14 protein-coding genes and 7 pseudogenes are annotated in these 22,584 nt (G+C 52.3%); 11 read left to right on the top strand and 10 right to left on the bottom strand.

Going from position 1 to position 22,584, the window contains the following annotated elements; genetic code table 11:
• Window positions 1-519 precede the first annotated feature (519 nt).
• Together GO007_RS25355 and GO007_RS25350 are read left to right on the top strand one after the other, a co-directional pair.
• Complete coding sequence (locus tag GO007_RS25355; protein WP_198389067.1) at window positions 520-945, top strand: hypothetical protein; 426 nt, start codon at window positions 520-522, stop codon at window positions 943-945.
• A gap of 188 nt (window positions 946-1,133) precedes the next feature.
• On the top strand, window positions 1,134-1,817 hold the full coding sequence (locus GO007_RS25350; RefSeq protein ID WP_095104762.1) for a TetR/AcrR family transcriptional regulator: 684 nt from the start codon (window positions 1,134-1,136) through the stop codon (window positions 1,815-1,817).
• Window positions 1,818-1,917: 100 nt separating this feature from the next.
• Here GO007_RS25350 and GO007_RS29320 read toward each other — a convergent pair.
• The 3 pseudogenes from GO007_RS29320 to GO007_RS29315 form a co-directional block, all read right to left on the bottom strand.
• Window positions 1,918-2,416 (bottom strand): annotated as a pseudogene (locus tag GO007_RS29320) (IS3 family transposase); the annotation flags it as partial.
• A 64-nt stretch (window positions 2,417-2,480) separates the two neighbouring features.
• A pseudogene (locus GO007_RS25340) lies at window positions 2,481-3,363 on the bottom strand (RNA-guided endonuclease TnpB family protein).
• A 118-nt stretch (window positions 3,364-3,481) separates the two neighbouring features.
• Window positions 3,482-4,070 (bottom strand): annotated as a pseudogene (locus tag GO007_RS29315) (transposase); the annotation flags it as partial.
• Between the two features lie 330 nt (window positions 4,071-4,400).
• On the opposite strand from GO007_RS29315, the gene lepA reads away from it, so the two are divergent.
• Window positions 4,401-6,200 carry a translation elongation factor 4 gene (lepA, locus tag GO007_RS25325; RefSeq protein ID WP_095104752.1) on the top strand — a complete coding sequence of 600 codons (1,800 nt, stop codon included), beginning with the start codon at window positions 4,401-4,403 and terminating at the stop codon, window positions 6,198-6,200.
• Between the two features lie 131 nt (window positions 6,201-6,331).
• Here the strand turns inward: lepA and GO007_RS25320 are convergent, their stop codons facing one another.
• The gene (locus tag GO007_RS25320; RefSeq protein ID WP_095104750.1) at window positions 6,332-7,132 is read right to left on the bottom strand and encodes a MipA/OmpV family protein; all 801 of its coding nucleotides are present in this window, start codon (window positions 7,130-7,132) and stop codon (window positions 6,332-6,334) included.
• A gap of 485 nt (window positions 7,133-7,617) precedes the next feature.
• On the opposite strand from GO007_RS25320, the pseudogene GO007_RS25315 reads away from it, so the two are divergent.
• A pseudogene (locus GO007_RS25315) lies at window positions 7,618-7,775 on the top strand (IS3 family transposase); the annotation flags it as partial.
• Window positions 7,771-8,503 (top strand): annotated as a pseudogene (locus GO007_RS25310) (transposase); the annotation flags it as partial. The pseudogenes GO007_RS25315 and GO007_RS25310, both read left to right, overlap by 5 nt.
• A gap of 136 nt (window positions 8,504-8,639) precedes the next feature.
• On the opposite strand, the gene GO007_RS25305 reads toward GO007_RS25310, so the two are convergent.
• From GO007_RS25305 to GO007_RS25290, 3 genes and pseudogenes are all read right to left on the bottom strand, one after another.
• Entirely contained in the window at window positions 8,640-9,086 is a 447-nt protein-coding gene (locus GO007_RS25305) for a site-specific integrase (protein WP_095104748.1), read from the bottom strand.
• Between the two features lie 234 nt (window positions 9,087-9,320).
• Window positions 9,321-9,802 (bottom strand): annotated as a pseudogene (locus tag GO007_RS25300) (recombinase family protein).
• A gap of 1,330 nt (window positions 9,803-11,132) precedes the next feature.
• Window positions 11,133-12,488 carry an aspartate aminotransferase family protein gene (locus GO007_RS25290; RefSeq protein WP_095104744.1) on the bottom strand — a complete coding sequence of 452 codons (1,356 nt, stop codon included), beginning with the start codon at window positions 12,486-12,488 and terminating at the stop codon, window positions 11,133-11,135.
• 371 nt (window positions 12,489-12,859) lie between these two features.
• Here GO007_RS25290 and GO007_RS25285 point away from each other — a divergent pair, with 371 nt between their 5' ends.
• From GO007_RS25285 to GO007_RS29645, 5 genes and pseudogenes are all read left to right on the top strand, one after another.
• Complete coding sequence (locus GO007_RS25285) at window positions 12,860-13,876, top strand: ABC transporter substrate-binding protein (RefSeq protein WP_095104742.1); 1,017 nt, start codon at window positions 12,860-12,862, stop codon at window positions 13,874-13,876.
• Between the two features lie 16 nt (window positions 13,877-13,892).
• Window positions 13,893-14,891 carry an ABC transporter ATP-binding protein gene (locus GO007_RS25280; protein WP_095104740.1) on the top strand — a complete coding sequence of 333 codons (999 nt, stop codon included), beginning with the start codon at window positions 13,893-13,895 and terminating at the stop codon, window positions 14,889-14,891.
• On the top strand, window positions 14,888-16,534 hold the full coding sequence (locus tag GO007_RS25275) for an ABC transporter permease subunit (protein WP_095104738.1): 1,647 nt from the start codon (window positions 14,888-14,890) through the stop codon (window positions 16,532-16,534). The genes GO007_RS25280 and GO007_RS25275 overlap by 4 nt, the downstream gene beginning before the upstream one ends.
• Window positions 16,535-16,547: 13 nt before the next feature.
• A complete protein-coding gene (locus GO007_RS25270) occupies window positions 16,548-17,318 on the top strand; it encodes a DeoR/GlpR family DNA-binding transcription regulator (protein ID WP_095104736.1) in 771 nt (256 codons plus the stop codon).
• Window positions 17,319-17,337: 19 nt separating this feature from the next.
• A pseudogene (locus GO007_RS29645) lies at window positions 17,338-17,580 on the top strand (hypothetical protein); the annotation flags it as partial.
• Between the two features lie 25 nt (window positions 17,581-17,605).
• Here GO007_RS29645 and GO007_RS25265 read toward each other — a convergent pair.
• From GO007_RS25265 to GO007_RS25255, 3 genes are all read right to left on the bottom strand, one after another.
• The gene (locus tag GO007_RS25265; RefSeq protein WP_095104734.1) at window positions 17,606-18,022 is read right to left on the bottom strand and encodes a type II toxin-antitoxin system VapC family toxin; all 417 of its coding nucleotides are present in this window, start codon (window positions 18,020-18,022) and stop codon (window positions 17,606-17,608) included.
• A complete protein-coding gene (gene vapB / locus GO007_RS25260; RefSeq protein ID WP_021312767.1) occupies window positions 18,019-18,249 on the bottom strand; it encodes a type II toxin-antitoxin system VapB family antitoxin in 231 nt (76 codons plus the stop codon). Before vapB ends, GO007_RS25265 begins: the two co-directional genes overlap by 4 nt.
• A 1,150-nt stretch (window positions 18,250-19,399) precedes the next feature.
• Window positions 19,400-20,869 carry a DHA2 family efflux MFS transporter permease subunit gene (locus GO007_RS25255; protein ID WP_095104730.1) on the bottom strand — a complete coding sequence of 490 codons (1,470 nt, stop codon included), beginning with the start codon at window positions 20,867-20,869 and terminating at the stop codon, window positions 19,400-19,402.
• Window positions 20,870-21,600: 731 nt separating this feature from the next.
• Here GO007_RS25255 and GO007_RS25250 point away from each other — a divergent pair.
• The gene (locus GO007_RS25250) at window positions 21,601-22,500 is read left to right on the top strand and encodes a LysR family transcriptional regulator (RefSeq protein ID WP_095104728.1); all 900 of its coding nucleotides are present in this window, start codon (window positions 21,601-21,603) and stop codon (window positions 22,498-22,500) included.
• Window positions 22,501-22,584 lie beyond the last annotated feature (84 nt).

The raw sequence follows: 22,584 nt of genomic DNA, 5'->3' as shown, positions 1-22,584 counted from the left end.
CACCTTCACTGGTTTGTAGTGTGCTTGTACTGCCTCTTGACTTCCGCCTACTGGTGACGTTTTGACCAGAGGAGCGTACAACCGAGCAACCAGCAATACCCTCCTACCAGCATGTTTTCATGCAGCAGATGAATGCTAAATTTATTGCCGGCAGGCGGTTTGTTGTGGTGTTGTAACTGACGAATAAAAGCACTGGCCTGTCGAATGTGGTCGGCGCAATATCCATAACGGGGAGTTTATGAGTCTGATATCAACCTTACCTTTTTCTCTCAGCTTGTTCTGTGCTGCTGAAATTTTTTCTGCAGGCGCGCGGCCAGCCTAGCTGTTGGGGATTTCACGCGGTCCGGCGTATCACTAGAGCTGGGTGCGTTCAAAGGCGAGTCGGCGTTTAAAATGACTATGCCTTCCGCGGCAATACAGGCTCCAGAGAAGGAAAAACTGGCCGACTGAAACTTTATGGCATGGTTGCCGCTTGATTTTGGCGACGGTGTGGTGGAAGTCGATGTTGGCAGCTAACTCGTGGAAAAGGCGCGAGCCTACGCCAGAGGGTTCATCTGTCTGGCTTTCCACATTGACAACGACGGGCGCTTTGAAAGTATTTATCTGCGCCCCACGAACAGTATTGCGGAGGATCAGGTTCGGCGTAATCACAACATTCAGTATATCGCTTACCCTGATTACAAATTTGACAGCCTCAGACAAGAATCTCCGGAAAAGTATGAAAGCTATGCCGGGCTGGACATGGAACGCTGGATACATATGAAAATTGTCATTACCGGACAGAAGGCAGTGCTTTATTTGAACAAAAAATCAATGCCGGCATCGATCGTCTACGATTTGAAACTGGGCGCAAACCAGCGAGGCGGAATTGGTTTCTGGCTAGAGTCAGGCACAGTTGCTTATTTCCACAATTTAACAGTAACCACTGCTAACAGATTTAGATAAAATGCATCATAAAGACAAGAGACAATACATTAAAAATATCATTTAAAATCAATGGATAAAATAATATCACTGCCTATACTCATCAATAACATTGATCGACAATGTAGCTTGACAATACAGAAACGATACGTCATCGTTTCTGTATTGTTTTTTTATTAAACTGAGATAAATAATCAGACGGTGTATTAATGCCCAGAAGCAAAACAGAAAATATTCGAAACGCCTTTTTGAACGCGGCAAGAGAACTCTTTCTTGAAGTCGGTTTTGAGCACACAACAATGGACTCAATAGCAGCAAGATCAGGTAGCGCAAAATCAACACTATACCGCTATTTTGACTCAAAGGAGTCATTGTTCTCTTCCTTGATAGCCATGGCATCGCAAGAACATGATGGCGAAATAATCAATTTTTTGTACCGTACCGGACATGGTTCGCCGCTTAGTTCCCTTTCAGGGAACGCAATAGATTCGCTTAATTTCCCCGATCATGAAGAAGAATGCCAAGACGCACTAATCAAATTTGGGCAATACATCCTTACCAGTTTTCATACACCACAGTCACTTGCTGTGCGGCGGATGATGATTGCCGCTTCAGCAAACCCTGATGTGGGTCGGTTATTTTATCAGCAAGGTTCGGCCCGGGTGGTTTATCATCTTGAGAACTACTTCAATCCATTGATTGAAAAAGGTTATTTTTACAAAGCAGATCCTCACGTCGTCGCCTGTCATTATTTCGGCTTACTGGTGTCCGAAATCAATGAAGCAGGTTTATATAATGTGATTATCCAGCTAAGTGAAAGACAAATATCGGATATTGTTTCACGCGCAGTAGAAGTTTTCATGCGTGCTTATGTCCGTAAATTTCCTGAGTAGAAGACTAACCCCTCCCTCTTTCAACTATTCATAAAAAGAATCGTTGTCAAGTTGACCCTGACCCCGAATATGATCCAGCCGTAATCAGGAATAACCGGCTTCATTCTGGCTGCATATTCCGGCAACCGGCAGATTTTTCGGCAAATTCGCAGGGCGTCATCCAGCCCAGTGCAGAATGGGGACGACTCTGGTTATAGTGTATGCGCCAGGCCTCGATTTTGCACCGTGCATCCTCCAGAGACATGAACCAGTTCTCGTTCAGACATTCCTGCCTTAACCTGCTTGAAGGACCCCACCGTCGCATTATCTGTCGGTGTTCCCGGCCGTGAGAAGTCGATCCTGATCCCTCGTTCATATACCCACCTGTCCAGCATTTTCCCTGCAAATTCAGAACCATTATCGGTTTTCAACAACTGAGGTAAAGGACGTCTGAGCGCTATGCTGTTCAGCATTTCTGCCACTTCTGTTGAACGCAGATTCTGCCCCACACAGATCCCCAGGCATTCGCGGGTGTACAGGTCGATAACCGTCAGCAGGCGCAGTCGTCGCCCGTCAAACAGCGCATCAGAGACAAAATCCATGCCCCAGACGTGGTTGGGATTTGACTGCTCCCCGCCCTAAAGGGCGAGGATTCCCACTTCAACGCAACCTACCTAAACCACATTAAGCGGCTTTAGGGTTTACAGTCGCTCCGTGGGCTAACGCGGTCAGCCCGACCGCTTTTATATTCTTCGCCGCGTTTACGTCACGATCATGGTTAGCCCCACATTCAGGGCAAATCCATGACCTAACGTTAAGCTCCATTTTTGGCATGGTATAGCCGCAACCGCTACAGCGTTTTGAGGACGGGAAAAACTGGTCAATGGCGACCACGGATCGCCCCGACCATTCGCCCTTATATTCAAGCTGGCGAACAAATTCGCCCCAGCTTGCGTCTGCTATCGCTTTGGATAGTTTCGGATTGCGGATCATATTTTTCACTTTCAGGGATTCGACGCAAACAACTTGGTTATCGTTAATGAGTTTGCGGGATAGCTTGTGCAGGTTATCCATACGGCAATCAGCAATTTTTGCGTGAACACGGGCGACTTTTGCACGGGCTTTGGCGCGATTCTTTGAGCCTTTTTTCTTCTTGCTCAATCGACGCTGTAGCAGGGCGAGGCGCTTCGCATATTTAGCGGTATGGCGGGGATTGCCTGATTTGAATCCGGTATCGGTGACGAACAAATCTGTTAAACCAACATCAATGCCGATCATTTTAGCGGTGATCGGCAGTGTTAGAAAAGGCGGCTTGTTGGTGGCGTAGTGCTTGCTGCAATGGAACGCTGGAAACGTCATTGAGCCATGCAAAATCTGGCTCTCTTTTGAGAGCGGTTAGCCGTGCGCTGGCTTGCGTATAGCCGATCTTTTCCTGGCGGTCATAGTATTCATCAGTGCGCCAGCGCAAGATGCTGTTATAGATAAAACGCACACACCCGAACGTTTGAGCCAAAAGCTCAATCTGATCGGGGGTAGGGTAGAATCTGTATTTGTATGCGCATTTCATGCCTTACATATTACGGCGCATTATGTAAGAAGATCAAGGAATGTTACGCAGTTACCGCGCTTATATCCCCGCCCGATTGGGCGAGGTCTTACGCGCAAATTGATAAGCCCTGAGGCTACGGCTGCCGCCGCTGCACAGATTTATTGCGCCCTGGCCGTTTGAGGCGCAGCGACAGCCCCTGCTCGCTGTAGAGGCGGTAAACACGTTTATGGTTATCGCGCCAGCCTTCCCGTCTGAGCATAACGTGTACGCGGCGGTAACCGTAATGCACCCGGATTTCGGTGATCTCGCGGATGCGCAGGCGCAGCGCACTGTCATCAGCAGCAACAGAACGATATCTGAACGAGCTGTGACTGATCCGCAGCGCAAAACAGACCTGCCTTTCACTGGCACCATAGCGGGCCTGTAAATCCCTGACCCATTCACGCAGGCGTGCCAGCGTCAGCTCTTTTTGCCAGCACATCCTGCAGCATCGCCTTGTCGAGGCTGAGGTCAGCAACCAGCCTCTTCAGCCGCAGGTTTTCCTCCTCCAGTTGCCGCATGTTTTTCAGCTCTGAAGGGGAAATTCCGCCGGATTTCTTACGCCAGGTGTAAAACGTGGCATCGGAGATACCCAGCTTGCGGCAGACATCCGGCACGGACGTACCCAGCTCAGCCAGCTTCAGGGCAAAGACAATCTGCTCTTCGGTGAATCGTGACTTTTTCATCGGCACCACCTCCGTTCAGGGGAGTGACTATCATGCCGGAATTCTGGTTCTGAATGGAGCAGGATTTTGGGTCAGGGTCACCCGTAGTTTTGTTGTTTTTTTGGACTGCAGCCGTGAGCGGGTGACGACAGCGGTGATATTATCATGACCATACGGATTGCTTTGCCGCTAGCTTGTGTTGCTAAAGTGAAATGCGTTATCATCTGCCTCGGCTATCTACTTTTACATCTTTTTGATTTTTCGTTCACTGAATATTCAGTGTGATTTCCCTTGTTTGCTTGATTAACCGCATTGGTTGTTAAGCGAACAGTGATGTAAAAGGCCATTTACATGTCATTTTCCTCCATTCGCAATTTTTGTATTATTGCCCACATCGACCACGGCAAATCCACTCTGGCCGATCGTTTTATTGAACTCACTTCTACCGTGGCCAAGCGGGATATGAGGGAACTGCTGCTCGACTCCATGGATATTGAACGTGAACGCGGTATCACCATCAAGCTGCAAACCGTGCGCATGCGCTATCAGAGCGATGAAGGCCGCCAGTATCAATTCAATCTGGTGGATACGCCGGGACACGTTGATTTTTCCGCGGAAGTTTCACGTAGCCTGGCAGCTTGTGAAGGCGCGATACTGCTCATTGACGCCACGCAAGGCATCCAGGCTCAGACCATCGCCAATCTCAATCTGGCGCGACGACATGGTCTGACCATACTGCCGGTCCTGAACAAAATTGATAGTCCGCAAGCCGATATCGATAACGTGATGCAACAACTGGCCGACATTCCCGGCCTGGATATCAGCACGGTGCTGCCGGTATCGGCAAAAACCGGGGAAGGCGTGGCCGTCGTGCTGGCATTCATCGCCCGGCATTTCCCCTCCCCGCGCGGCGAATCGCACGCCCCGCTCCGGGCGTTGGTATTTGACTCCCATTACGATCCTTATCACGGTGCCATCATGCATGTGCGTATTGTGGACGGCAGCATCAACACCGGCGATGCCCTCTGTTTCATGTCATCCGGTTTTCGCTTTGAGGTCACTGACACCGGAGCTTTCCTGCCTGAACGCCAGTCGTGTAAAAAACTGGATACCGGAGAAGTGGGCTATATCGCCGCCGGGATTAAAGATGCGGGGGCGATCCGGGTTGGCGATACCCTGACTCTGATCGCAAATCCCGCAACTGAAGCGGTTTCCCGCTATCAGGAGATGAAACCGATGGTGTTTTCCGGCCTCTACCCGGACGCCGGTGACGATCTGAAAGGATTGCGTAACGCCATGGATAAACTGTCTCTTAATGATGCGGCGCTGCACATTGAACCGGAAGTCTCCGCATCTTTAGGCGCGGGTTTCCGCTGTGGTTTTCTGGGCATGTTGCACATGGATATCGTGCGCGAGCGCCTGAAGCGGGAATACGGCATCTCGGTGATTGCCACCGCACCCAGCGTTGAATATCGCGTCTGGATACATAACGGCCAATGCCTGAACGTCGATAACCCGACTCATTTTCCGGGGGAAGACGTACTGAATTACGTCGAAGAACCTTATGTCGTCAGCATCATTCATACGCCGGATACCTATGTGGGCACCATGATGGAGTTCTGCGCCGCACGGCGGGGCGAGTTTGTGGATATGCACTATCTGGACGGCGGCAACGTGCGTTTAACCTGGGAGATCCCGCTTAATGAGATGGTTTTCGGTTTTTTTGATACATTGAAATCCCTCACCCAGGGCTACGCCACACTGGATTACGAATTCTCAGGCTATCGCCGCGCCGATCTGGTGCGTTGTGATATTTATCTCGATAACCATCTGGTGGATGCTTTTTCTTTTATCATCGCCCGACAAAAAGCCTGGGCGCGAGCGTCCGAAATCGTTAAAACACTTAAATACGTCATCCCTCGCAAGCTGTATCCGGTGCCGGTGCAGGCAAAAGTGGAAAACCGCTTCATCGCGCGGGAAGATATCCCGCCGTTGCGTAAAACCGCGCTCGCGCAAGGGTTTCAGGGCAGCGTATCGCAGAAAAAACGACTTATTCGTAAGCAACGTGAAAATAAGAAACACAACATCGGGTTTTCAAAACGGGAAATCCCACGCGAGGCGTTTATGGCGATTTTGGCAATTGACAGCTGATTATCCATCGCCGCGAGATACGGAGAAAGAAGCACACAGAGGCCCCCTGTATATACAGGGGGCCTCTGTCAACCGACCTCTAGGGATAGAATCACGGCGACGGGCCGCGATGAGAGATAAATTGATTTTTGTTAAAAACGATATAGATAACCGACACTTACCATCATTTGATTTGAACTGTCGACTAACGGGCTATCTTTAATAGCGCTGCCAAACCGGGTGGCGCTCGCATCAAGAAACAAGGTGTGACGCCGAGCCAGGGTGTAATCCATGCGCACTCCCGCCTCGACATTGGTTGCGGATTCTCCCTGATAAAAATTACGGTTTGGACGCGCCTCTGATGTCTTCACGCCATAATAGTAATCAACGAATTTGCTGTCCACCCATGCAACGGCTAACCTTGGCGTTATGCCAAAAGCGCCGGAGGAAAAACGCCGCTCCGCCTGCAATTTTGCACGAGAACCCTTGCTATTGCCGGAAACGTCACCGAGCACTTCCGCCGAAAGATCGACGATGCCCGTCTTCCACATCATTGCCCCCCCTGCCCATATACTGCCCTTGCGATCATCCATGCCGGCAAGGAACGGGGAGTCGTCTGCATCATAGCCGTCCCCGGCGTATCTGGCCCTCAGGCTCAAAGTAACAGATTCACTGGAAAGAAGTTTTAAATCCAGCTTTGGAACAGAAGCGCTAATCCATCTGTTCTCGAACGAAAAAAGAGGCAAAGGTAAGACATCAGGATCAATATCACGATAAGGTTTTTGTACAACAGCGACTCCCACGCCTAATGACCATTTTGAAGATACCTCCCCATCGGAACGGGTAGCTTTTGCCGTAGCAATTGGCACCCAACAAAGCGAAACAGTTAACATAGCCAATGCCGCCGATCCTGAACAGTTGAGCAATTTGAAAGAATTGGTGGGATGCTTCATTACATAATCCTTTTTTACGTGAGTAGGAAGGCTCATTCAAAGGGCGTAAATCCTGATGTGCTCCTATAAACCAGGAAAACACATCCATGATTCGTGACATAACAATCCAACCTTCTTTGCGCACCAGTCCAATGGACACTCAGCAGGCTGGTTTCATTAGCTTCATACTTAGTTAATTCACTGATATTCCAAACAACAATAGCTTCAAATAGCTCCATCACCGGAAAGCAATGACCATCTCATAGAAGCAATACAAACAAGATTGAATCTCCCTGAAATGTAACCTTTGGACTATTCAGCATGTTGTTACTTTCGAACCGTCATCAGGATTGCTGACAATAACGAAACGATACTGTTCTGTTTCGTTATTGTCAATCTGTAGAAACTATTTCTACTGCATATTGGTTATTGACCCCGACCAGAAATCTCGCCCCATTCAGAAACAAAATTCCGGCATAATGAACACTCCTCCATACGGAAGGGAGGGGCAGCAAATACTGGCGACAGACCAGAAGCGGGAAGCCGTAATCGTCACGTCATGAATGAGGTGACAGGTCTGTCGCAACGTCGAGCCTGCAGGCTGACCGGTTTGTCTCAGTCAACATGCCGCTATGAGGCACAGCGCCCTACTGCTGATGCGCATCCAACGGTATCAACGCTGGGCTGAGGCCGACTCTCTTCATAAAAAAGGTCGTGGGATCAGAGAAATATCACGTCTCACAGGGCTATCCCGGGTGACGGTACGTCGATGGATACAGTCGAAAGTGTCCCTTGAAATATCAACGAAAACACCAAGAACCGGGCTTCTTGAGCCGTGGAAGGAATGGCTGGAAGAACAACGGAGAAACGGCCAGACAGTTATGGAGAGAGATGGTTGATGCTGGTTTTACCGGAAGTGAAACGACCGTCAGGGAGGCTGTGGCTAAGTGGTGTAAACAGGTTAACGGTCTGCTTGTCGCTCCAGGACGCCCCCTCCGCGTCCCGGGTCAGTCGCTGGTTAATGCCCTGGAGAATGATCAGAGAAGAAGAAAACTATGCGTCCCGGTTCATCGAGTCAATGTACCAGAAAGAGCCCCAGCTGAAGATGGTACAACTGCTGTCCCTCGACTTCTACCGGATGCTGAAGACGAAGTATAAATACCTGCTAAATCAAGGTTTGTTAGTGTCAGTCAGAGTGGTCTCGTTGACCTTCAACGCGTTGCGGCCGGGATGGAGGCTGATGCAACAGCAATACACAAAGCGATAAGCAGCAGATGGAGTAATGGTGTAGTAGAAGACAATGTAAACCGTCTGAAGATGCTGAAACGGCAGATGTATGGTCGGGCCGGCTTCGAGTTAATGCGGCGGCGGGTTATGAGCCCTCTGGCATAGTGACTTCCACCCAAGTTGCGGAATACTCAATATTAGACCGTTGGTGGTGACGCTAAGTGGATCACTTTTTACCCCCTGTAGACAAAATGCGCCAGCCCTACCCGGTAACTATTGCATGTGGCCACTGGCGGGATATTTACCATGCGATGTTCCTGGCGCTTCTGCTGCTCACCGCGATTCCTGGTAATGATTTGGCTACCCGCCTTAAAGCGGTGTTGAACGCAATGACAGTCACAGGCCGACTTTTGTTCTTCACGCGATTTGAATGGCTCTGGAACACAAAAATATCTCCTGGGTACTTTTCCCGTCTGCGATCAATCATCGCCATCGCAGGAGGGCTCAATTCAACGCGCAGGGCCTTCAGGCGCCCCTGTTCTCGTATAAGTATTGAATCAACATCGATATCGTCGTATCGAAGCCCGAGCAATCTTCCCACACTCAGGTTCGTGTAAAAAATCATAGCCCACAAATCAGCCCAGGTGTCTGAGATATTGATAAGTAGACTATTTATCGCCAAAAACTGCGCGAACGTTAATATTTTCTTTCTGTTCAAAATTAAACCAGAGTATCTTCTAGCATTCATACGTATATTGTCTCAGTTGTTAGGTCCTGGCAGCAGCGGCAAAATACTCTGTTTCTTTGTAAGGCTCAGCAACTATTAATGAAGCTTGGTGTCTAACTTGTAACCGTTAAAAACAGGCGTTAAAATGACCATTTTATTTGTTACTGCAACACTACTTACCTTCTCAGGCATCATGATGCTTGGACTTTTACAACTATGGGAAGGCTTATCCAATAATTACGATAAATTTTAATATTAATCCAACTCAAAGCTCATCCTGTTACTGGCAAAAAATTTGTAAATTGTCTTTACCCATCCCCAACCACATCGGCAATCTGTTGCCGGGTTGCACCGTTATCCAGCATCCGGCGGGCAGCGATCCACTACCTCTGTTTTCATAATCAGCCAGCGCGCTCATGATGTGAAAGAAGAATCTTCCTGTGTCCGTTGATGTGTCTATCGAGTCGGTGAGGCTCCGGAAATGTATGCCTCGCTCCTGCAATTCTGAAACCAGCGTTATTAGATCCCGCACGCTGCACCCCAGCCGGTCAAGTATCCAGTCCTCCAGAACATCCTCCGAACGTAGCCGCTTTAGCGCGTTTTAATCCAAGCTTCACTGCATTCTTTCCGCTGGCAATATCCTTGTAAACCAGCCCACATTCTGCACGAATCAGCGCTTTTTCCTGCAAATCGAGGTTTTGATCCTCGGTTGATACCTTGGCGTACCCAATCAGCATTATTTAACCCTTTGAAATATCTGATTGTAAAAATCCTCGTACTTTCGCTCAAACCCTTTTTAGGCGAAAGCCGAAGTTACCCCTGAATAAAAAAAGTTTTCCGCATGACATCGCGACGTTAATTCCGCCAGGACATTAGCGCACTGGCGCTGTGTGAAGATGGAATGAGCGCCAGATGGATTTACGACAAAACACAGTGTGAACGACGTTCTGACGACCAAAAGAAAAGGCCATGCGCTTGCATGACCTTATTGATTTAGTGGTTGTTTACACCTGTGTTAAAAATGTTTAACCTTGAAAAGGTTCGAGATGGTAGACACTTTCGAACTTTCTAGCGATGTAGGATATTAGCTTGCCCGCCTTTCTCTGTGCGGGCTTTTTTTCACCCAAAGAAAAGGCCCGCCGAAGCGAGCCTGCCACTACTTTATTTTGATTGTTGTGGTGCCGGGTGCCCCCCGGTGAGCCTTTGGCTGACCAACCATGACCCGCAGACACTTTCGTGTAACAAATATCATCATGAATTTGCCCTGGTCATTTAGCCCCGCCGCACAGGGGGATTCACCACGCGGATTAATTAACCAGCCATTTAAGAGCATGTCAATATTTTGCAGATTTCACACCAGTGTCTGACGGCTTACTTACCCAACAACTCTCTTGGCTGTTGTGTAGATTTTCGTCAGATACAGATCCTTTGTCTGTTCATTGTGAATTTGCAGCATAAGTCGCAAGGTCTGCTCTGTTATTGGTTGACCGGACTCTTTTAGCATTACAACAGCCCTTCCTATCACTCGACATACATCATCGTACAAAGCCTGGTATTCTTCTTTTGGCTGCATTCTAATCACTCCCTAAATACATCTAATTTTCTTCCAAAACGCTCTTACAAGAAAGAATTAACCAAATGATTTTCCCATAACTCACTTAAAAACCTCAAGATCGCCAGCGGCATGCCAGGGCATTGACTTTGACACCATGGCGCTGCCGAGCTGTTTTGGTATTGGCCGCCAGTAACCGCAACCCAGCCGATAAACCCGCAGATTGCGCGCCTGAGTGGTAATGTCACAGGCATGATAAAGCTGTTTATCGCCGGCAGGTAGGGCCCGTGTTCGATGTCTCCCTGCCCTACCAGTATTCGCTGATGGCCAGGCAGAGAGCGCCCGGAGAGAATGATTAATGGTGAATCTGTGCCTGGTCGTCTTCAGTCAAACCAGTCATTTTAACGGCGATGTTGCGGTCGATACCATACTGCAGTCTGGCTCGGGCAACCAAATATAAGCAATATAAAACCTGACGACTCATCTAATACGACAGAATCCGTTTCTCCAGAACGTCAGCTTTGCCGTTTATTCTCCGTGCAGGCCGTCAGTACTTTATCCAGCGATCCTACAAGCCAGTCGATATCCTCCGTCTGGAACGCCATCGGCGGGCGCAGCTTCAGCACGTTGCCATAGGGTCCGGCCACGGAGGTCAACACTCGCTCTGCGCGCAGGCGTTCGATAACGTCTAGCGCCAGCACTTTGTCCGGCGTTTTGCTCTCACGATTGCTTACCAGCTCGAAGCCGGTAAACAGCCCGGCGCCGCGCACATCGCCGACGCTCGGGTGGCGATCTGCCAGCAGCGCCAGCTCGTTACGTAACTGCTCACCGACCCTGAGGCTGTGCTCCTGCAACTTCTCCTCGCGAATAACCTGCAGCACGGCCTGGGCGGCGGCCATCGACACAGGGTTGCCGCCGAAGGTGTTGAAGTAGGGAATATCGTCACTGAAGGCAGCCAGTACCTCGGCTTTCGCCAGCAGCCCGGAGACCGGGATGCCGTTTCCCATCGGTTTTCCAAGCGTCACCACGTCCGGCACGATGCCGTGGCGGCCAAAGCCCCAGAAGCTATCTCCGGTGCGGGCAAAACCCGGCTGCACTTCGTCGGCAATAAAGATCCCGCCGTTGGCGTGCACTACATCGATTGCTGGCTTCAGGAAACCCTGCGGACCGGGCAGCACACCATCGGAGGAGAAAATCGAGTCCACCATGAGGCCGGCAAACTTGATGCCGTGTACGGCCATGTCGTCGATTTGCTTCTGGATCTCCTGCGCCCACCAGGTACCGAGATCGGGGGCGTCCACCCGATAGCGATCCGGCGGCGGCACCAGCCGGGTGGTGGGTGCCAGCGGCTGACCGCTGCCGAGCGCCGGGGAGGCGCCAGAGGTCAGCTCACTGGTACCATGATAGGCCTCCTGGCTGACGATGATCCCGGTACCGCCGCTCCAGGCTTTAGCAATGCGGATTGCCAGGTCGTTAGCTTCGGAGCCGGTGCACATATACATCGCCTTATTGATGGCGTCAGGCACGGTGGTCAGCAGGTCGGCAGTATAGTCCAGGATGCGCTCGTGCAGATAGCGGGTGTGGGTGTTGAGCTGGCTCATTTGCTCGTGCACGGCAGCAATCACCGCCGGGTGGCAGTGGCCGATGCTGGCGACGTTATTATAGACGTCGAGATACTTCTCTCCCGCCGCATCCCAGAGATACTGCCCTTCGCCGCGCACCAGATGTACCGGATTACGATAAAACAGACGGTAGGACTCGCCCAGCAACTGGCTGCGCCTGTCAGTCAGTTTCCGCGTCTGGGCATCCAGCGCATCCGCATGCTCTGCGCGAAAGCTGTTGGTATCCATGATAGTAGAACGTGTCGCCATGATAACTCCCGGTTTCGGTTGACTCGCTGGTTAAGCTCACAGGTTTTAGCCTACACGTGACACCCACCAAAATGCAATAAAATACACAAATACATTTTTGTGCACTCAAATAGTGAAATATAAACACCAAAAAAGTGCAATAAAATCCACAAAAAACCAAGAACACCAAGGATTTTATTATGAGAATTTTACTTATATAATTGTTTTTAAATGTTATTTAATTATATCCACATACAATCGATCTCCTGGCACATAAAGTGCAAACAATTACACATTCCTGATGACGCCACAGATAAGTGAATGCACAAAAAGCACATTCATGGCGTAAGGCGCAGCGCACCACCACTTTTAACCGCATTAAGGAGAGTTCAATGAAACGCTTTTCATTTCGCCGTACCAGCCTGATGGCCGCCTGTGCTCTCGCAACGCTCGCCGGAGCGGCACATGCGGGCACTATTACCGTGTATACCTCACTGGAAGAGGATGAGATTAAGGACTACGTCGAGAGTGCGAAAAAGGATATGCCGGATCTGACCATCAACGTACTACGCCTCTCTACGGGCGACCTGGGCCCGCGCATTCTCGCGGAGTCTAAAAATCCGCAGAATGACGTTATCTGGGGATGGGCGCTGACCAATGTGATGGACCCACGTATTGAGGGCTTGCTGGAGCCCTACACTGTAAAAGGTAGTGAAAAGCTTGATGCTGCCTCCCGCGCACCGGACCATAAGTGGTTTGCCACCACTGGCTATATGGCGGCGTTCTGCGTTAACACCGAAGCGCTGAAGGCAAAAAAACTGCCGGTACCGGAGACCTGGCAGGATTTGACCAATCCAATTTATAAAGGCGAGGTGGTGATGCCGAACCCGGTGTCCTCCGGCACTGGCTATCTGCAGATTGCGGCCTTGCTGCAGTCGAAGGGCGATGAGAAGGGCTGGGCGTTCCTGAAGTCGCTGGACGGCAATATCGCCCAGTACACCAAGTCTGGCTCCCGTCCCTGCAAAGCCGCGCGCACCGGTGAGTACGCAATTGGTGTTTCGTTGGCCTTTGCCGCGATGCAGTCCATTGAAGAAGGCTATCCCGTTGAAATGGTCATCCCGAAAGACGGTGCAGGCTACGAGCTGGAAGCCTCCGGCCTGATGAAGGCATCGAAAAATAAGGCCGATGCTAAACGCTTCCTCGACTGGACGCTCTCCGGTAACGCTACCACCCGGTACACCAAATACAAGGAGATTGTCACCATTCCGGGGGTACCGCAGTCGCAGGCTGCAAAGGCTGCGGGCCTGCCGGCGGACCTCTCGAAGGTGCTCTATCCGGTGGACTTCACCAAAAGCGCCAAAGAGCGCGATACCATTCTCGCCACCTGGCAGAAGACAATCGGTCGTTAAGCTGGAGGAGGACACTATGGCTCTGGTAATCGAAAATCTCTACAAAACTTTTGACGGCTACGTTGCCCTGGATCGCATCAACCTGTCAGTCGATAAAGCGGAGTTTGTCTGCCTGCTCGGTCCCAGCGGCTGCGGCAAGACAACACTGCTACGCATTATCGCGGGTCTGCTGGGAGCAGACGGCGGCAAAATCAGCCTCGACGGCCGGGATCTGGTCAACGTCCCGGCCCGTGATCGCGGGTTTGGCATCGTCTTTCAGTCCTATTCGCTGTTTCCGCATATGACCGTTGCCCAAAACATCGGTTATGGCCTGAACATTCGCAACACACCGGCTGCTGAAATCGAGGCACGGGTCAGCGATCTGCTGGAAACGGTAAAGCTTGCTGGCTTCGCTCATCGCTACCCGGCCCAGCTCTCGGGGGGACAGCAGCAGCGGGTGGCGATCGCCCGCGCGCTGGCGGTCAGTCCCTCTCTGCTGTTGCTCGACGAACCGCTCTCCGCGCTGGACGCGCGGGTGCGAGCCGGACTGCGCCAGGAACTGCGCGAGGTACAGCAGCGCCTCGGCATTCCGACTTTGATGGTGACTCACGATCAGGAGGAGGCGATGAGCATGGCGGATAAAATCGTCTGCATGCAGGGAGGCCGCATTATGCAGGAGGGAAGCCCGCGCGAGCTATACACCAAGCCGCACACCCGATTTGTGGCCGAATTTATGGGCCACAGCAACCTGCTGCCGCAGGCGGTGGTGCAGCACTGGATGCCGAACTTACTCGCAGGTGGCCAGCCGGAGGATGCCGCGCTGTTTATCCGCCCGGAGCGCATTGGCATTCGCCAGGCACCGGATGCGGAAGGGATGGTGGTGAGCACCAGCTTCCTCGGTAGTATTCAGCGAGTGCAGGTGCTGTGGCAATCTCAGCCGCTGCTGGTCGAAACCAGCAGCGCCGTAGGGCTGGCGGCCGGCGACCGGGTTACTCTCTCTTTTGACGCGCAGGACTGCGCATGGGTGCAGGCATGAGCAGATCACTTCTTCCTCCGCAATCAGCGGCTGACCGCTGGCTCTCCCGCCTCTGCCTTTGGCTGCCGCTGCTGGCGCTGCTGACCTTCTTCAGCGGACCAATGCTCAGCATCCTCTGGCACAGCCTGGTGGACGACCGCAGCGGCGCCGTCGGCCTTAATAACTACGTGACGCTGTTTGACGCTCCCGGCGTCTGGCGGGCGCTCGGCAACAGCCTGCTGCTGGGTATCGCAACCACGGTTATTACCCTGCTACTGGGTTTTATCGTCGCTTACGGCCTGCAGTTTACCGTGATGCCTGCGAAGCGCTTTATCACGTTCGCTACCGCGCTGCCGGTGTTGGCGCCTTCTCTGGTACTGGGGCTGGGGCTTATTTTTCTGCTCGGGCGCAACGGCATCGTCAGTAATATTCTGGGAGTGAGGCTGGATATTTACGGCTTTCACGGACTGCTGATTGCCGACGTGCTATATGCCCTGCCGCAGGCGGTGCTGATAATTCAGGCTGCTCTGCGCCACAGCGACGCCCGCCAGTATGAGGCGGCCGGCGTGCTGGGGGCCAGCGGCTGGAGACAGTTTCTCGATATCACCCTACCGGGCGTGCGCTTTGGTTTGCTCAGTGCCGGGTTCGTGGTGTTCACAATTACCATTACCGATTTCGGCAACGCTGTGGTGATCGGTGGCGACTTCCCGGTGCTGGCGACTGAGATTTACAGCCAGGTCAGTGGGCAGATGAAATTTGGTATGGGAGCGGTAGTCGGCATTCTGCTGCTGCTGCCGGCAGCAGCAGCAATCTGGATTGAGCGGGCAGCGGCCAGGCGGCAGAAAATGATCGGTACAGCTTCCGCTCAGCCCTACGTTCCGACGCCGCAACGCGGGCGCGATATTCTGTTCTGGCTGCTGAATATGCTGATTTCTCTGGCAATCGTCGCCACCATCGCCACGGTGGTGATGGCCAGTCTTATCCGGCTTTGGCCTTACCGGCTGGACCTGACCCTCAAACACTACAATATTGACCTGGCGGGGGGCTACACGCCGCTGTGGACCTCTGTTGGGATCTCGGCACTGGCGGCCATTGTCGGCACGCTGCTGTTGTTCCTGCTTACCTTCGGTATTCGCCGCCAGCCTGGGCGAACCGCAGACTTCGCCACACTGCTCAGCGCGCTGCCGGTGGGCGTACCCGGGCTGGTACTGGGGCTGGCCTACGTCTTTACCTTTAACAGTGCCGATCTGCCCTGGGGTATGCTCTATGGCACCGCATTACTGGTGGCGCTATGTAACTACTACCACTACCACACCCAGGGCTTCACCACCATGATGATGGGCATGCGCCACGTGCCCGGCTCGATGGAGGATGCCACCAACGTACTCGGCGGCGGGGTGGTGCGTATTATGCGCGACGTCTACCTGCCGGCGATGCGGGTGACGATTTTCTCGGTGGCGATGTTCCTGTTTATGCGCTCGATGGTGACGCTCTCGGCGGTAATTTTCCTCGTCACGCCCTCGCTGCCGCTCGGCGCGGTAACAGTGATGCGCCTCGACGAAGCGGGCTTCACCTCCCAGGCGGCGGCTTTTTCTACGTGCATCATGGGGATTGTCGCTATAATGGCGCTGCTCCTAAACCTGTTAACCGGCAAGCGCCAATAGAGAACATTTATTCATGTTAGAAGAGACCCGCCTTCACCGCATCTGCGCGCTGCTCTCCACCCTCAACCGGGTCAGCACCGAGCAGGTTGTCCAGCATCTCGGTGTCTCCCGCGAGACGGTACGCCGGGATGTGTTGAAGCTCGAAGCGATGGGCGCGCTGCGGCGGGTGCATGGCGGGATCGCCTCCATCGCTCAGGAGGCCGAGCCGCCGCTATCGGTGCGCAATACTGTACGCGCGAAAGAGAAGCGCGATATCGCAAGGGCGGCAGTGCAGCAGCTGACACCGGGGCAGACGCTGTTTATCGACGCCGGCAGCACCACCGCCCTGCTGGCGGACGAACTGCTGTCGATGCCAGGCATGATCATTATCACCAATAGCCTCAACGTGGCTCTCAAACTCAGTGGCGGAGAGATGGCCCTTAAGCATGAGGTTATCCTGCTCGGCGGCCATATGGGCCCGTCGCTACAGGCCACCAGTGGCGATCGGACCATCAGCGAAATCCACCACTACCGCGCCGACGTCGCCCTGTTGTCGCCAGTGGGGGTAACCGCCCGCGACGGCGCCAGCAGCTTTGCCCATCACGAGGCGGCCGTCGCCAGTGCGATGGTGAGGTGTGCTAAAACGCGTATTATTCTCGCGGACCACAGTAAAATCGGCGTCACCAGTCGGGTTATTTACGCTCAGATACCGGAGATAGACCTCATTATTACCGACGCTGCAGGTGCCGAACTTGCGGAGTGGCAGTGTCTGCAGCGAGGAGGCCCGCAGACGCTCGTCGCCTGAATTATAAGTAACATAGACACGAGGCGTGTTTATCAGCTGGATGGGATTTACTCCTGAAGGTCTAACTGCCTTCGGCAAAGGGAAACGGGTTATTTGTGTCAGTGGTTATGATCTTTATCATTAACTCAGTAACGGGATCGCACTGCCTGACCTTCTGGAAGCAAAACTCCGACACGCAGCTGAAACGGGGAGAGCCTTATACCGAGAGTTTGACAGGCTCTATACTCTTACCCGGCACGCTGAAATAACATACCAGGCGTGATAAGAACCTCCCTGAAGCCATCAGTTTACTTAACCCAGTCCTCCAGCGTCAAACCAGGCACCCGCTCGAACTCCCGAGTATTATTCGTCACCAGGATGGCGCCGGTCGCGATAGCGTGCCCGGCAATCGCGGTGTCGTTAAGGCCGATCGGTGTCCCGGTCGCGGCCAGTGCAGCCTTTATCTCCGTGGTGGCATCCACCGCGGCCCGCTCCCAGGGCAGCACGGCATCGAGGCGGGCGCAGAATGCATCGACCAGTTGCCCGTGACGGGGTGACGCTTTCTTGCCGCTCGCCCTGAAGCGCATCTCGGCGTAGGTGATAGCCGAGACCACGATGCGGTGATTTCGCAGGACGGCCTGCTCCAGACGCTTAATGATGGCTTCCGGCTGCTCGCGCATGATGAACGAGCATATGTTGGTGTCGAGCATGTAGGTTTTGTTCACAGGTTAAATCGTCCTTCGTCGCTGACAACGTCCTCACGCTCCGCCATAAAGTCCGGATCGGCCTTTTCCAGCTGCGCGAACGAGCCCCAGGTCGGCCGGACAGGACGCAGGATGATGCTGTCCCCTTCCCGGACGATCTCCAGCTCACTGACCCCCTCAAAATCCAGGTCGCGGGGCAGACGGATGGCGCGGTTATTGCCGTTTTTAAAAATAGAAACTGTGCGCATGGGTTTTCCTCATATGCCGGGTATGCCAGGGAGTATTCCCGCATAGGTGAAGTATATGCCTTTAGAATGGGTTTGTATAGGTGATGCATATGCAGATGCTTAGCATATGGATATGCTTGACATATCCTTTCTTCTCTCTTTTTCACCGAAGATCCGAAAAAAGCCAAAGTCGGTAATTATTGAACCGAGACAATACTCAGCTATCCACTCATTTGTGGGGTCAGTCCAATCTTGGTTTATAGTAATACACCACACAAACACGGTCTGAGAATAACCGTGAACTGTGCCGACACGCTATTACCGCTAAAGGTCGTGGCAACTGGCGGTAAGGCAGGCCGACATTGTACGATTATAAAATGTTGGATAGAGTTATCTTGATGTACGAAAAAGAATTAAAACTCAATGGGATATATCTGCGGTTAATGTCCCGTAGAGTACTGTTCCCCGCATCGTTCAACATCTACACTGATTGCCCATATTGTAGGGTGATTATGGGATTTGGATTGTTTTATCCCCATGGGAAAAAAAGGCCATTCGTGGCTCTTTGTCTTACCTCAAGGCCTCCAGCCAGTTCAATAACTCTCTCAAATGCTGCCCTCTAACCTCCCCCGCCCTGTTTAGCCGTAGCGGTGATACCAGATTTTCTCACCTCTTGATTTACCCTCAACCTTAGATTGGTTGGCAGTAGGTGGCGCTGTAGCGTCGTTCCGGCAAACTTTACCGTCTGTGCATAGACAATTACCATTGCACCACACCAGAGAAAGCTGGTGATCGGTTCTTCCTCAGTCTGTTTTAAACGTTCTGGCATGTCTGCTATTCCCTGACGTTTCAAATAGAGATGCAGCATTATTGTAAATACACATTGTGGAGGTATTATGTAGAAAAATCTGTCCATTTTCACCGCATCCAACAACTCTTTAACCCAACCCCCACCTGAGGTGACCCTGACCCAAAATCCGGCGCCATTCAGACACAGAATTCCGGCATGATGTCCCCTCCCTGAACTGAGGTGGTGCCGATGAAAAAACTCGAGGTTGCAAAATAACTCGAGGTGACATCACATATTAACTAAGTAACGAGTACCCGTTCAAGGCTGGCGACATGGTTGGAGAGTGTGAAGTCCTCTGCGAGGATGGCATTTCGTCCCATGCTAGTTGAGAGAACGGAGTCGCCGGACGATCAATACAAGAACCCCCGCAGAGATGACAGCAATGACAGCGATGACGGATGCCCCAATATAGGCGTCGCGCACGCCGGCGGCAATGTTGCTTTCCCCACCAGTGCGGGTGGAACCGACGGTCATGAGCGTGACGAGCGTCGCCGTTCCAGCTGCGCCAGCCAGTTGTTGCACGGTTGAAAAGGTCGCGCTGCCATGCGAGTAAAGCGCGGCGGGGAGCGAACTGAGGGCCACAGTCATCAGAGGAGTAAAGAGAAAGGCCAAAGCGATGTGCATCACAGTGAACATAATCATCGCCGAAAGTGAGGAATCGTACTGAGCAAGCGCCAGCACGAAAGCGAACTGTGATAACGCCAGTAGAACCGCCCCGGACATGATAAGAGGGCCAATACCGCCCCGATCGTACAGACTCCCGACTACCGGTGAGAGTACCGCGAGAAGCACGCCACCAGGCAGCAGCAGCAGGCCGGTGGCAAATGGGCCGATCCCCAGCACGTTCTGCAGGTAGAGAGGGAGAACAGTGAGCGTGCCGAACAAAGTCATCGCCACCAGTCCGGTGACAATGATCGCCCACGAGAACTGAGCCGTCCGGAACGTGCGCAAATCCAACAGAGCAAGGTCATGATGAGCGAGATATCGTTGCCGAATGATGAATACAAGCAGGAAGGCAGCGCCAACGGTAAGGGGGATCAACGGATTAATGTGCGCCACGTCGTTCGCGGACTCTCCGATGCTAACGAGCCCGAACAGGATGCCGCCAAACGCAAAAACGGAAAGAATAACCGAGAGCACATCGATACGAACGCGGCGCGTCTGGGTTACATTGCGCAAGCGGAAGATGCCAATAAGGAGCGTCGTCATAGCAATCGGCAACACTGTCCAGAACAGGAATGGCCAGTCCAACACGCTTAGCACCGCGCCAGACACTGCAGGTCCGAGCGCGGGCGCTGCTGCGGTTACGATCGATATAGTGCCCATGATAGAACCCCGTCGTCGTGCTGGCACGGAGTGCATTACTGCTGTCATGAGCAAGGGCATCATGACGGCAGCGCCCGCCGCCTGCACTATACGACCGGTCAGGAGCATGGCGAAACCTGAGGACAAGGCCGCAACTAAGGTGCCGATTGTAAATAGCGACATGGCCGTGATGAACAATTGGCGAACGGTGAAACGCTGAAGAAGGAAGCCTGAGACCGGGATCACTATCGCCATAGTGAGCAGGTATGCAGTCGTAAGCCACTGTGCTGTCGCTGCAGATATACCGAGGTCGACAATGAGGGTTGCCAAAGCCACATTCATGATAGTCTCGTTAAGCACGACCACGAACGTCGAGACCACCAAGATCCCCAGAACAAGTTTCGTACCGGGTGCGAGACGATCACCGGAAGTACTACCCGCTTCAGCCAAGGCGCGCGGTGTCAGAATATTCCGTTCACTGTTCATTTGCTCGACACCACCACTGATCTAGGATTATTCCACAACCAAATCAGGCCCTCAGAACTCTGCACCCAGCGGATGGGGGAAGCAATTTCTATCCAGGAGTTTCTGAATCCGCACAACGGTCCAGTTTTAGTTGACCACTTCATTTCCATCATTTTGCCCCGCAGAAATCATCATGTCTGTATAACTTCATACCAGAGAGTCACTCTACCATAGCGAACTACGCCAGCTGTGCACAGAGTGTGCGACAAAGTCAACGATGACGACAGGAAGCATAGGAAGGATAAATCGGTGTGGCAGTGGCTTGGACGAAACGGACATAGTTAGTTAACCATTCACACAGCTTCAAGATCATCGAGCAGTGAATAAGAGATCCGTCAACGCACATTACACAAATATTCGTTGTTATCGTCTTGTGTCCGATCCCCCCAGAGTTTCCGAAACTGAGACAACATCCGGCAGGTCAACCACGCAGACATAATCTCGTTTTCAAGATCCCCCCAGTCATATTTGAACCCGATGCGTGGCATCGGCTATGTCGCTGCTACACCCTGATGCCCATTCCACCGGATGGTATACAATTACATTTGCCTCATTAGCTACCAGCACAAGGGCGCCATGAACCTGATTAAAACAGTTTGCGTGTAAAGCATTGCAAATGCCTCTTTAGGGTCGACTCTCATTATCAATATAAAGTAGTGTTATTCTTCACAAATAAAAACAGGTTGTTTCCAATGGACCGTCTTACCAGTATGGCTGTTTATGTTAAGGCCGTAGAACTCGGCTCTTTTACGGCAGCGGCCAATGCACTGACAATGTCGCCACAGCTTGTAGGAAAGCATGTTTCAGTACTTGAACAGCATTTAGGTGTTCGTCTACTGAACAGAACCACTCGTCAGCACAGCCTGACAGAAGCAGGTCACCACTTTTACGAGCGGGCAAAAATCATTCTTGCTGAAGTCGAAGCCGCCGAATCCTTCGCGGAAGAAGCCCGAATAATCCCCCGAGGTCGTCTTAAAATTAATGCGCCGGTGACGTTCGGCATCAATGCGCTGACACAAAAACTGCCACTTTTTCTCAATCAGTTCCCTGAAATCAGCATCGAACTGACGCTGACTAACCGATATGTCGATCTGATTGATGAAGGATATGATGCCGTTTTTCGCGTAGGTGAACTGGCGGACAGTGGATTAATGGCGAGAAAGCTGGCGCCCTATAACCTTATTATCTGCGCATCCCCTTCCTATCTTGCTTCGGCCTCCCCCTTGCATGTTCCGGAAGATTTGCTGCACCATGAATGTCTGATTTTCACGCATACGTCATTGCGAACGACATGGACTTTTGAAGGCCGCGAGGGAAGCATATCTATTCCCGTGAGCGGCCGCCTGCTGCTGGACAGCGGCGAAGCCTTAATCAGCGCGGCGCTGGCCGGCTTTGGCGTGGTTATGCAGCCTTCCGAACTGGTTATTCCGCATATTGAGGCAGGCAGGCTCAATGCCGTATTGCCCAATTATACAATCCCCCCCCGCCCGTTTCATTTGATGTATGCGCCGGATAGAAGACTAACCCCCAAACTGCGTTGTTTTCTGGCCTTCGCAACAGAAAATTTCGGGCAAGATACGGTGGACTCATGAGCTGATTAGGGATTTACGCCAGCGAGACATCCCAATGCAGCCCCGTGTCGGCGAGGGTGACGACTTCATTTGCCACTGCCCGCG

Source organism: Klebsiella sp. 10-1, assembly GCF_009758445.1.
Classification (GTDB): Bacteria; Pseudomonadota; Gammaproteobacteria; order Enterobacterales; family Enterobacteriaceae; genus Klebsiella; species Klebsiella scottii.
This window is presented reverse-complemented; position numbering and strand designations above follow the sequence as displayed.

What these genes read in the sequence shown, in the direction of transcription:
- GO007_RS25320 (WP_095104750.1), bottom strand. Translation starts at nt 7,132, where the DNA reads ATGAAGCATCCCACCAATTCTTTCAAATTGCTCAACTGTTCAGGATCG.
- GO007_RS25280 (WP_095104740.1), top strand. Translation starts at nt 13,893, where the DNA reads ATGGCTCTGGTAATCGAAAATCTCTACAAAACTTTTGACGGCTACGTT.
- vapB (WP_021312767.1), bottom strand. Translation starts at nt 18,249, where the DNA reads ATGCGCACAGTTTCTATTTTTAAAAACGGCAATAACCGCGCCATCCGT.
- GO007_RS25275 (WP_095104738.1), top strand. Translation starts at nt 14,888, where the DNA reads ATGAGCAGATCACTTCTTCCTCCGCAATCAGCGGCTGACCGCTGGCTC.
- lepA (WP_095104752.1), top strand. Translation starts at nt 4,401, where the DNA reads ATGTCATTTTCCTCCATTCGCAATTTTTGTATTATTGCCCACATCGAC.
- GO007_RS25255 (WP_095104730.1), bottom strand. Translation starts at nt 20,869, where the DNA reads ATGAACAGTGAACGGAATATTCTGACACCGCGCGCCTTGGCTGAAGCG.
- GO007_RS25270 (WP_095104736.1), top strand. Translation starts at nt 16,548, where the DNA reads ATGTTAGAAGAGACCCGCCTTCACCGCATCTGCGCGCTGCTCTCCACC.
- GO007_RS25290 (WP_095104744.1), bottom strand. Translation starts at nt 12,488, where the DNA reads ATGGCGACACGTTCTACTATCATGGATACCAACAGCTTTCGCGCAGAG.
- GO007_RS25285 (WP_095104742.1), top strand. Translation starts at nt 12,860, where the DNA reads ATGAAACGCTTTTCATTTCGCCGTACCAGCCTGATGGCCGCCTGTGCT.
- GO007_RS25250 (WP_095104728.1), top strand. Translation starts at nt 21,601, where the DNA reads ATGGACCGTCTTACCAGTATGGCTGTTTATGTTAAGGCCGTAGAACTC.
- GO007_RS25350 (WP_095104762.1), top strand. Translation starts at nt 1,134, where the DNA reads ATGCCCAGAAGCAAAACAGAAAATATTCGAAACGCCTTTTTGAACGCG.
- GO007_RS25305 (WP_095104748.1), bottom strand. Translation starts at nt 9,086, where the DNA reads ATGAATGCTAGAAGATACTCTGGTTTAATTTTGAACAGAAAGAAAATA.